10 protein-coding genes are annotated in these 10,902 nt (G+C 62.5%); 1 reads left to right on the top strand and 9 read right to left on the bottom strand.

Annotated features, from left to right (window positions below; genetic code table 11):
• From VMR03_RS01195 to VMR03_RS01155, 9 genes are all read right to left on the bottom strand, one after another.
• A partial coding sequence (locus VMR03_RS01195; RefSeq protein ID WP_325401462.1) for a putative urea ABC transporter substrate-binding protein occupies positions 1-965 on the bottom strand: 965 nt, incomplete at its 3' end.
• Between the two features lie 87 nt (positions 966-1,052).
• A complete protein-coding gene (locus VMR03_RS01190; protein WP_325401460.1) occupies positions 1,053-2,123 on the bottom strand; it encodes an isopenicillin N synthase family dioxygenase in 1,071 nt (356 codons plus the stop codon).
• Positions 2,124-2,134: 11 nt separating this feature from the next.
• The gene (locus tag VMR03_RS01185; protein WP_325401458.1) at positions 2,135-2,956 is read right to left on the bottom strand and encodes a hypothetical protein; all 822 of its coding nucleotides are present in this window, start codon (positions 2,954-2,956) and stop codon (positions 2,135-2,137) included.
• Between the two features lie 128 nt (positions 2,957-3,084).
• Positions 3,085-4,026, bottom strand: a complete 942-nt coding sequence (locus VMR03_RS01180; RefSeq protein WP_325401456.1) for a LysR family transcriptional regulator — start codon at positions 4,024-4,026, stop codon at positions 3,085-3,087.
• Between the two features lie 77 nt (positions 4,027-4,103).
• Positions 4,104-4,847, bottom strand: a complete 744-nt coding sequence (locus tag VMR03_RS01175; RefSeq protein ID WP_325401454.1) for a peptidase — start codon at positions 4,845-4,847, stop codon at positions 4,104-4,106.
• A gap of 36 nt (positions 4,848-4,883) precedes the next feature.
• Entirely contained in the window at positions 4,884-5,699 is an 816-nt protein-coding gene (locus VMR03_RS01170; protein ID WP_325401452.1) for a transglutaminase family protein, read from the bottom strand.
• An 8-nt stretch (positions 5,700-5,707) separates the two neighbouring features.
• The gene (locus VMR03_RS01165; RefSeq protein WP_325401450.1) at positions 5,708-6,649 is read right to left on the bottom strand and encodes an alpha-E domain-containing protein; all 942 of its coding nucleotides are present in this window, start codon (positions 6,647-6,649) and stop codon (positions 5,708-5,710) included.
• Positions 6,650-6,676: 27 nt separating this feature from the next.
• Entirely contained in the window at positions 6,677-8,095 is a 1,419-nt protein-coding gene (locus VMR03_RS01160; RefSeq protein ID WP_325401448.1) for a circularly permuted type 2 ATP-grasp protein, read from the bottom strand.
• Positions 8,096-8,283: 188 nt separating this feature from the next.
• A complete protein-coding gene (locus VMR03_RS01155; RefSeq protein ID WP_325401446.1) occupies positions 8,284-9,486 on the bottom strand; it encodes a PAS domain-containing sensor histidine kinase in 1,203 nt (400 codons plus the stop codon).
• Positions 9,487-9,713: 227 nt separating this feature from the next.
• Here VMR03_RS01155 and VMR03_RS01150 point away from each other — a divergent pair.
• On the top strand, positions 9,714-10,902 hold a 1,189-nt coding region (locus tag VMR03_RS01150; protein WP_325401444.1), incomplete at its 3' end, for an HAD-IC family P-type ATPase.

Genomic DNA, 10,902 nt, shown 5'->3' with positions numbered 1-10,902 from the left:
TTCGCCTTGTTGCCCAGAAGTCCGTGGGTGAAGCTGAACTCCTGCACGTCGTTGGCGATGGCGACCATCTTCTCGCTCTTGAGAAGCGCGACGGCCTTTGCCGGGTCGTAATAGAAGGCGGTCGTCTTGACCTGTCCGTCGAAGTCGGCGAGGTCGGTGCCGGAAGCCGCCGCCATGAAGGTCCGCGCCGCGATGCCTTCCTTGTCGTTCTTCTGCATGAGGGCGAGCGTCTCGTACCAGGCGCCGGCCAGTGCCTTGCCGAACTCGGGATGCGCTTTCAGCGTCGCCGTGTTCGCGACCATGATGTCCTGCACCTCGTCGGGCAGCTTGGACGAGTCGAAGACTTCCGAGACGTCGGACATCTTCCTGATCTGGCTCGTGGCGGGGTTCCACGCGACCAGCGCCTTCACTTCCGGCGTCGAGAAGGCGGCCGTGAAATCGGCGTCGGCGATGTTGGCCGTCGTGATGTCTTCTTCCTTCAGCCCGGCCTGCTTCAACGCGAGCCAGAGCATGTAGTGCGAGACGGAGTACTGAACCAGATAGACCTTCTGGCCCTTGATGTCGGCCAGCGTCTTGCCCTTGCCCTTGAGGAAGATCGCGTCGTTGCCGTTGGTGTAGTCGCCGAGCAGGATCAAGGAGGAATCGACGCCGCCCGCCGACGGAATGGTCAGCGTGTCGATCGTCGTGTCGGCGACGGCGTCGAACTGACCCGCCGTATACTGATTGATCGACTCGACATAATCGTTGATCTGCACGAGCTCGATCTTGATGCCGTATTTGTCGGCCCACTTCTTCAGGATGCCGGATTTCTCCGCATAGGCCCAGGGCATGTAACCCGTATAGATCGACCAGGCGACCTTGAAGGTCTTGGGAGCGGCGGCGGCGGGCTGAACGGCGGAGACGGCCATCAGGGCGGCGGCAAGAAACGCGAATACGGTCTTTCTGACTTTCGGCAGCCTAAACATGATCTGTCCTTTCAATGTCGCGGGGTGCGCGTCCCGCGATCCCGTATGGTTGAGGCATTTCCACTGCTGTCTTTTCTGTATTGAGCATCAGGCGCGCTCCTTGCGACCGAAGAAGGTCTCGCCGGTCTTTTCGGACTCGGGGATCGCGAGAAGCCCGGCCTTTTCGAGTTTCCTGAGATAGGCGAAGGTGCGCATCGTCTGCGCGAGCAAATGATCCCCCGCGACATAGGTCGGATAGGTGCGCGCCGCGCCCGGCTCGATGAATTGCGGCAGCGGCTCGACCACCGTGTCGTAATCGACCGAGCAGAACAGCGGGAAGGAGAACCTTTCGTAAGGCACCTTGCGCACGCGATGCGCGGTGGCGATGAAGCGGCCATTGGTCATGGCCTCGAGCATGTCGCCGATGTTGATGACGAAAGCCCCCGGCACGGGCGGCGCGTCGATCCACTGCCCGTCGGCATTGACGACTTCGAGGCCTGGCGCGGTCACATGCAGGATCGTGAAGCATTCATAATCCGTATGCGGGCTGATGCCGAAATTGCTGTCGCTGCCGCCGATCGCCGAGGCGTCGAAGCTTTCCGCTTCCGGGTAATGGACCAGACGCAGCTGCGACGGCGGCCGCGTCAGATAGCGGTCGAAATAAGTCTCTTCGAGGCCGAGCGCCAACGCGAAGCCGCGAAACAATGCCCGTCCAAGAGAGATCGCCGCCTCGTAATAGGCGTAGACATCTTCCTTGAAACCGTCGACCTCGGCCGGCCACTGGTTCGGACCGAGAAGCCGGTAACCCTTGATGTGATCGGGATCGTCTTCGGCGAGATCGATCGAGAGATCGTAGGCTTCTTTCTTGTCTACGCTCGGCACGTCGCCGGAATAGAAATTCTCCTCGCCCGTCGGCACATAGCCGCGATGCGCGCGGGAGTTGCCGATGTAATATTTCTTCTTCACGTCGTCTGGCAGCGCGAAGAAAGCCGCGGCCTTTGCCTGCAGCCTTTCGATCATCTCCGGCGCGATGCCATGTCCGGTGACGTAGAGAAAACCGACTTCGCTTGCCGCCTTCTCCATCTCGCGGGCGACGGCTTTCTTCGCTTCCATGTCGTCGCCGAGAAGCGGCGCGACATCCACCAGTGGAATACGGTCGAAAGCTGTTCCTTTTGCCATCTTCGGCTCCATCAAAGGGCCGCCTTGACGTTTCCCTCGGTGGGGAAAGCGTCGAGAGCACCCTGTGCTTCGAGAATCTGCCATTGCCGCGTGACGGGACGTCCCTCGGCTGTCATGTCGGAGAGCATGAGCGCGCCGGAGGCGCGCGCCGCCCATGCGGGATCGAGGCGCTGCGTCTCGCGATAGGGAAGGCTCGAGCGCTGGATGATCCAGCCCGCGCCCGTGATTGCGCCTTGTGAAATTTCGCAATCGACGAGGTCCTGCGCTTCCACGAGGCTGCCCGCCCCCGCCACGCAGTCCTGGAGATGCAGGCCGGCTGGCATGGGCGCGCGGCGCGCGCGGGCATACATGAAAAGCGGCCCGAGCCGCATCAGGTAAGCGCGCGTGCCGCTCGCCGGATCGTCGAGCCGAAGCGCGCAGACCGGATCGGGAACAATGGGTTCGCGGTGCCAGTGCTCGATATAGGGAATGTCCTTTCCCTCCTCGACCATCATGTCCGGCTCCATCCAGAGACGGCCCTGATCGGAATAGATGGCTTGCGGCTGGAAATCGATTTCGCGCCGCCACTCGAAGAACCCATCGGCATAATGGAGTTCGCCGGCAAAGCCTTCCTGCGAGGCGAGCCAGTCGAGCTGCTCCGGCGCAAGCGCGCGCAGATGCGTCGCCTCGCGACAGTCGGGCCGCCCGAGAGGCTGGCGGAGATCGAGATAGAAGCTTGGACCCTGCATCCAGTTGACGAAGGTTTCGCGGTCGCTCCGCCCGTCCGGCCAGTCGATGAGGGACCGGCTCCAGAGCCCCGTAAGAGTTTCGATGGTCGGTTCGATCTTCGCCATGCGCCCATTCCGATACTGCACTGCACAAAGCATGCGCCGGGAGCAGGGCATAGGCGAAGACATGAAATTCTGATGCCGCCCATAGACGGCGTCTATGGGGTCGCCTCCTGAGCGGCGAGCCGGCTGGGTCAAGATGGGCGGGCCCTGAGCCGGGTCAGGATTTCGTCGAGGAAGAGTTCGGTCGGCGTGTCGCGCGCGTCCTGTTCACGCGTGATGAGATAGACGTGATAGCTCGGCAGCAGATCGTCGGAAAGCAGCGGCCAGAGATTATGCGCGCGGTCGATCTCTTCGGCGACGCAGGTCGGCAGGAAGCCGATGCCGACGCCGAGTTCGATGAGCCGTTTCACTTCATGGAGATTTTCGGCAAAGCCGCCTGCGTATCGACCGAGACCGTAGCGGCGCCGAAAGCGCTCCAGTTCTTCGGGCTCGTCCTCGCCGGTCATCACGAAGGGCTCGTCGCAGAGTGACGCGGGCTGGCCGACGGTCCGGCCGAACAGCGGGTGCGATCTGCTGCAATAAAGCTGCTGCACTTCCTTCATCAGCGGCTCGTAGCGAAGCCCCTCGCCGGGCGCGCTGTCGCAAGCGATGCCGACCTCCGCCTCGCCGAGCTTCAGCGCCTTGACGACGCCGCGCCAGGGGACAACGTCGAGCCTGATCTCGACGCCTGGATGCGCGGCGTGAAAGGCGGCGATGGCGGCGTCGAATTCCGGCGAAACGATGCTCGACATGATCTTGATGTTGATGACGCCTTCGACGAGGTTCGCGGCCTTGGCGACCTCATGCGGAGCGGAACGCAGCGCGCCCATCATCGCTTCGCAGAGCGGCACCAGCGCCCGGCCGGCTGGCGTCAGCTCGATGCCCTGGCTGGTGCGCCGGCAAAGCTCGACGCCGAAATGCTCCTCGAGCCGCTTCAGCCCGGCACTGATCGTCGGCTGCTGCTTGTTGAGATGGCGCGCCGCCGCGCTGATCCCGCCTGAATTGACGATTTCAAGAAAGAGACCGAACAGGTTCCAGTCGACGGTACGGACGAAATGGCGCTCGTCCTGCGAGATGAGTTTCAGGTTCGGCATGGGCTTTCGCGCCTTCGGTTCCGGCTCCCCGTGAGACCTTCAGGAGCAAGTTCCGGACCAGATGGCGCGGGCGGGGGTCAGAACTCCCAGTCAGGGCCCGGCAGCGCCTGATAGGCCCGTGTCAGCGCATCCGACCAGGACTGGCGGATATTCTTGAAATAGGGATCGTCATCCTTGATCCGACGGTTGAGCGCCACTTTCAACGCGTCGCGGCGGTAGACCATCACATCGATGGGCAATCCGACCGACAGATTGGAACGGATGGTCGAATCCATCGAAATCAGCGCGAGCTTCAACGCATCGCCGACATCGGTGTCGTAGGTCGCGGCGCGGTCGATGATCGGCTTGCCGTATTTATGCTCGCCGATCTGGAGATAGGGGGTGTCTTCCGTCGCCTCGATGTAGTTGCCCGCCGCATAGATCTGGAAAAGCCGGAGCTTGCCGCCGCCGATCTGGCCGCCCATCAGAATGGAGACGTTGAAGGGTTCCGCCTGCGCCTCGAGCGACGGACCGTCGACCTTGTAGACGTTCCTCACCGCCTGACCCATCAACTGGGCCGCGCGCACCATGCTGGGCACGGTATGCAGCGTCTCGTGGGGCTCTCCGTCATAGAGCGAAAGCCCCTGCTCCGTCGCCAGATTGACGATCGCCTGGCTGAGCGCGAGGTTGCCCGCCGTCATGATGCCGATGACGCGGTCACCCGGATGCTCGATCGTCGTCAGCTTGCGAAAGGTCGAGATGTTGTCGACGCCGGCATTGGTGCGCGTGTCGGCGAGCATGACGAGACCGCCTCGGAGGCGAAGCGCAACGCAGTAAGTCATATAAATCTCTTCCGCCCGGATTTGGCATCCGGATTGTTATTGTTGTGCCGCGCTCTCGCCGATCTTCAGTCGCACTTCGAGCGTCTCCTGTCCGCCCCCGCGCCGAAGTCCCCGCACGGGCGCCGCTTCCAGATAGTCGAGTCCCGACGCGACGCGCACATAGGCAGCGGTCGGGCAGATTCTGTTGGCGACATCGAAGCCGACCCAACCGAGTCCGTCAATATGGGCTTCCGCCCAGGCATGCCCCGCCTCATGCTCCTGATTGGCGTCGATCCAGAGATAGCCGCTGACATAACGCGCCGGAATGCCGAGACTTCGGGCCGCGGCGATGAAGACATGGGCGTGGTCCTGGCAAACGCCGGAGCCCTGCGCCAGCGCTTCGGCCGCGGTCGTCGTCGCGTCGGTCTTGCCGATCCGGTAATCCAGCGCGTCGCGGACGACATCCATCAGCCGGTGCGCGATATCTAGCGCCGAACGGTCCGACGCCGATTGCGCCGCTTGCGCCAGATCGACGATCGTTTCATCCGCCAGCGTGAGGTCGGTGTGGCGAAGGTAGAAGCGCGGCGTGAAGGGCTCATGGGTCGAGACGACGCCGCTGCGGTCGGCGGTCTCGATCTCGCCGGTCACGCTGATCGCTATCTCGTCATGCGGGCGCTCGACATAGAGCATCTGAAGCACGTTGCCATAGACGTCCCGCGTTTCGGTCAGGCTTGCGATCGGCGGCACCTGGAGCTTCCAGTTCAGGACTTTCTGGGTCTCGCTGTCCCGCGGCTTCAGGCGCAGAGCCTGGATCGCATAGGAAGCGGGCTCCGCGTAGCGGTAGACGGTTTCGTGACGGACCTGGATTCGCATTCTGAGTTTCACATCAAGTAACTTCGGCTGATCTCGCTCCCGAGACGATTGTTCTGCTCGACATATTGCGTCAGGAATTCATGCATCCCCTGGCGGAAGACATCGCCGACCTGTCCGAAGCGGAGCTGCGAGTAGACCTGCCCGGCCATGCGATGGCAATCGTGCCTTTGTCCATATTCCTCGCCCAGCGCATCGAGACAGTCCTTGATCTTGGCCGTGCAGCTGATGAGCGAGCGCGGCATCTGTTCGCGCATGATCAGGAACTCGGCGATATGCCAGGGCCTGATGCCCTCCTTGTAGAGCACGTGATAGCTGCGGTAGCCCGAAACGGCCCGGAGGATCGAGGCCCACTGGTAATAATCGATGCCGCCGCCGACCTCCGCATGTTCTGGAAGCAGCAGGTGATATTTCACGTCGAGGATGCGCGCCGTATTGTCGCCACGCTCGATGAAGGTGCCGAGCTGCATGAAGTGATAACTGTCGCAACGGAGCATGGTTGCAACCGTTCCGCCGTGAAAGAGCAACGAACGATCCTTCACCCAGTCGAGAAAGCGGTGGAGGCCGCTGCCGCGTATCCGGCTCTCGCTCCATTTCGGCAGTTCGAGCCAGGTCGTGTTGAGGCTTTCCCACTGCTCGGTCGTCAGCGCGGTGCGGACCGCGCGCGCATTCTGCCGCGCGGTTTCGATGCAGCGGCGGATGCTCGACGGATTGTCCTCGTCAAAGGCGAGATAGGAAATCACGTGCTCCGGCGTCGCGTCGTTGTACTTGCGGTAGAAGCCCTCCTCGCAATCCGAGACGACGATGGTCGAATGCCATTCGCTGCCCGATGTCTCCGTCCCCGACGGCATCAATGACAGCCTGTCCGTCACCTGAATGATGCGGGCAAGGTTCTCCGCCCGCTCCAGATAGCGGGCGATCCAGTAGAGACTGTCGGCGGTACGGCTCAGCATCGCGTTGCGCTCGCTCGTGACATGAAACTAGTCCTTCAGCACCCAAGTATCCTTGGTGCCGCCTCCCTGGCTCGAATTGACCACGAGAGATCCCTCGCGCAGCGCGACGCGGGTGAGCCCGCCGGGCACGACGCGGATTTCCTTTCCCGCCAGAACGAAAGGCCGGAGATCGACATGGCGCGGCGCGATGCCCTGATCGACGAAAGTGGGGCAGGTCGACAGCGCGAGCGTCGGTTGCGCGATGTATTTTTCCGGCGCCGCTTTCACGCGCTCGGAAAAGGCTTCCCGCTCGGCGCGTGTCGCCTTGGGTCCGACGAGCATGCCGTAACCGCCCGAGCCATGGACTTCCTTCACCACAAGCTCGTCGATCCGTTCGAGCACATAGAGAAGATCCTCGCGCTCGCCGCAGCGGAACGTCGGCACGTTCTTCAGGATGGGCTGCTCGCCGAGATAGAACTCGATCATCTTCGGCACGTAAGTGTAGGTCGACTTGTCGTCGGCGATGCCGGCGCCGACGGCATTCGCCAGATTGACGTTGCCAGCGCGATAGGCGGCCATCAGCCCGGCGACGCCGAGCACGGAATCCGCCTTGAAGGCGAGCGGATCGAGATATTCATCGTCGATGCGCCGGTAGATGACGTCGACCCGCTTCGGTCCCTGCGTCGTCCGCATAAAGACGACGTCATCCTTCACATAAAGATCGGGGCCCTCGACGAGTTCGATGCCCATCTGGTCGGCGAGGAAGGAATGTTCGTAATAGGCGCTGTTGTAGATACCGGGCGTCAGCAGCGCGACGGTCGGCTCCCGGTCGCAATTGCGCGGCGCGACGGAGGAAAGCGTCTTCAGGAGATCGTCGCAATAATGATCGACCGGCGCCACATTGTAGCGCGACAGGAGATCGGGAAAGAGCCGCATCGTGATTTCGCGGTTCTCGAGCATGTAGGAGACGCCGGAGGGCGTGCGCACATTGTCCTCGAGGACGTAAAATTCCTCCGGACCCACGCGCACCATGTCGATGCCCGAGATATGCGTGTAGACGCCCGACGGGACCGCGACGCCCTGCATCACATGCCGATAGGTCTCGTTCAGCATCACGTGGTCGGACGGCATGATGCCCGAGCGCAGAATTTCCTGCGGTCCGTAGATATCGGCGATGAAGGCGTTGAGCGCTTTCACGCGCTGGATGAGGCCGGCCGAAATCTGCCGCCACTCGGCGGCTTCGAGAATGCGGGGGATGATGTCGAAGGGGATGATGCGTTCGGGATCGCCGCCCTCGCCATAAACCGCGAAGGTGATGCCGATGCGGCGAAAGAAAGTCTCCGCCTCCTCGCGCCGGAGCGACAATATCTCGGGCGGCGTTTCGCCCAGCCAGTCGCGAAGCGTCTGATAAGCATTGCGAACCTCGTGTCCGGTGAGGCCCATTTCGTCGAAAACGGCCCCTGGCATCGCAACTCCTCTTCAAACATGACGCTTGGGCGCGCCGCCACCGGCAAAAGAGAGAGCAAGAGCGGTGCCAGCGGCGAAGCCTCGATAAAGGCTCCCGCAAGCAGGTTGTACGGCACTTTCTGCCTGAATTTTATGCAGAGTGCTGCTTATACACCATCCAGAGGCAGCGCTTCCCGATCAGGACCCGATCAGGAGAAGTCCTGGATCACACGCCAGGCCGGCAGGCACACGGTCACCCTGGTCCCACGGCCGCGTTCGCTTTCAAGCGCCAGACTGCCGCCATGCAACTCGGTCAGCAGCTTGGTGAGGGTGAGGCCGAGACCCGTCCCCTCGTAGCGGCGGGCCAGCGAATTGTCGATCTGCTGGAAGGGCTGCAAGGCCTGAACAATCTCTTCGGCCGTCATGCCGATGCCCGTATCCGTCACGCTGATGAGGCAATCGCCATTTTCGCCCCGGCTCATCGAAAGGGCGACGCGGTTCCCTTCGGGCGTGAACTTGATCGCATTCGACAGGAGGTTGAGAAGAATCTGCGTGAGCCGCGTCGGATCGACCGAGAGCACCATGGGCTCGCGCGGGCTCGTCACCCTGAGGTCGACCTGGGCCGACCGGGCGCTTTCCGCGACGAGCCGCTCGCAGGCCGAGAAGACGTTTCCAACATCGACTTCCTGCTCGTCGAGATTGAGATGCCCACCCTCGATCTTCGTCAGATCGAGAATGTCGTTGATGACATCGAGGAGATGCTTGCCGCTGCCATAGATGTCGCCGGCATATTCGCGATACTTGGGTTCACCCATCGGCCCGAGAATTTCGTCGCGCAGGATTTGCGCAAAGCCGAGAATCGCGTTGAGCGGCGTGCGGAGTTCATGGCTCATATTGGCGAGGAATGCCGATTTGGCGCGGCTCGCCGCTTCCGCCTGCTCCTTGGCCGCTTGCAGATCCCGCTCGGCATGCTTGCGTACGGTGATGTCCTCGACCGTGCCTTCGTAATAGAGAAGCGCGCCCTGGCTGGAGCGCACCTCGCGGCAGCTTTCCGAAATCCAGATCACTTCGCCGTCGCGGCGATAGACCTGCGACTCGAAACCGGAGACGACGCCCGTCTCGCGCATCAGGCGAACGAATTCGTCGCGCCGGTGAGGATCGACATAAAGCTGACGGCCGATATCGGTAAGTGCGCCGAGCATCGAGGCCGGAGTGTCGTGGCCATAGATGCGGGCCAGCGCCGGATTGGCGGCGAGGTAATGTCCATCCGGCGTCGTCTGGAAAATGCCCCAGATCGCGTGCTCGAACATGCCGCGATAGACCTCGGGCGAGGACATATCGGCCGGCACATGCGGCTCGAGGCCTTGGTGAGGCCCCGGTTCGGCGAACCTCTGCTGTCTCGTCATACCCATAACATCGCTCAAAGGCACTTATCCCCGGGCCGATTTCCAAGCGCAAACTGGCGGCACGGCCGGAGTTTGTCTCAGGTCCCCTTTCCAAGAGGTGAAGCAAGGCCTTGTTTTTATTGCGTAATTCAAAAGCATTCTGAACATAAAAGAGGCATTTTCTGATGCGGACAGCCCATGATCGCCGAAGCAGGCTTGACCCTCCAGTAACTGGAAGGCCTAGGGTACACGAAATGATGATCACGCCCGACGAAAGGAATTACATGGCTTCGCTCCCCAAGGGCCAGGCTTGCTGCGGCGGTCACGGCCCTCACAACCAGCATGGCCACCACGCGCATGACACGGAGGTGAAGGATCCCGTCTGCGGAATGACCGTCGATCCGGAGACGGCGAAGTACCGCGCAGGCCGCGACGGTCAGACCTGGTATTTCTGCTCGGCCAATTGCGAGGCGAAGTTCAGGGCCGATCCGGAGACATATCTGAAGGCCGACGCAGCAAAGCCGGCGGCGACAAGGCCCGAGCCGGAAGGCACGATCTATACCTGCCCAATGCACCCGGAAATCCGCCAGGTCGGTCCCGGCTCCTGCCCGATCTGCGGCATGGCGCTCGAGCCGGTGGTCGCGACCGCCGATGCAGGACCGAGCCACGAACTCATCGACATGCAGCGGCGCTTCTGGATCAGCCTCGTGCTGACGCTACCCGTCTTCGCGATCGAAATGGGCGGACACCTGATCGGACGGATGCTGATCTCGGCCACGTTGTCGAACTGGATCCAGCTCGCGCTGGCGACCCCGGTCGTGCTCTGGGGCGGCTGGCCCTTCTTCGTACGCGGCTGGCAGTCGCTCGTCACGCGCAACCTCAACATGTTCACGCTGATCGCGATGGGCACCGGCGTCGCCTGGAGCTACAGCATCGTCGCGACGCTTGCGCCGGGCCTCTTCCCGGAGAATTTTCGCGGCATGGATGGCGCCGTCGCGATCTACTTCGAGGCGGCCGCCGTCATCACCGTCTTGGTGCTGCTCGGACAGGTGCTGGAGCTCCGCGCGCGCGAACAGACGAGCGGCGCCATTCGCGCGTTGCTCGACCTCGCGCCGAAAACCGCGCGCCGCATTCGCGCGGATGGCGAGGATGAGGAGGTGCCGCTCGACGCCATCGTCATTGGCGACCGCCTGCGCGTGCGTCCCGGTGAGAAAGTGCCTTGCGACGGCGCCGTCGCCGAAGGCCGCGTCGCCATCGACGAATCCATGGTGACCGGCGAAGCGATGCCGGTGACGAAAGAACCGGGCGCGAAGGTGATCGCCGGCACGATGAATAAATCGGGCAGCTTCATCATGACGGCCGAGAAGATCGGCCGAGAGACCATGCTCTCGCGCATCGTGCAGATGGTCGCCGAAGCCCAACGCTCGCGCGCGCCGATCCAGC

Origin of the sequence: Parvibaculum sp. (assembly GCF_035511255.1) — a bacterium.
Taxonomy (GTDB): Bacteria; Pseudomonadota; Alphaproteobacteria; order Parvibaculales; family Parvibaculaceae; genus Parvibaculum.
This window is presented reverse-complemented; position numbering and strand designations above follow the sequence as displayed.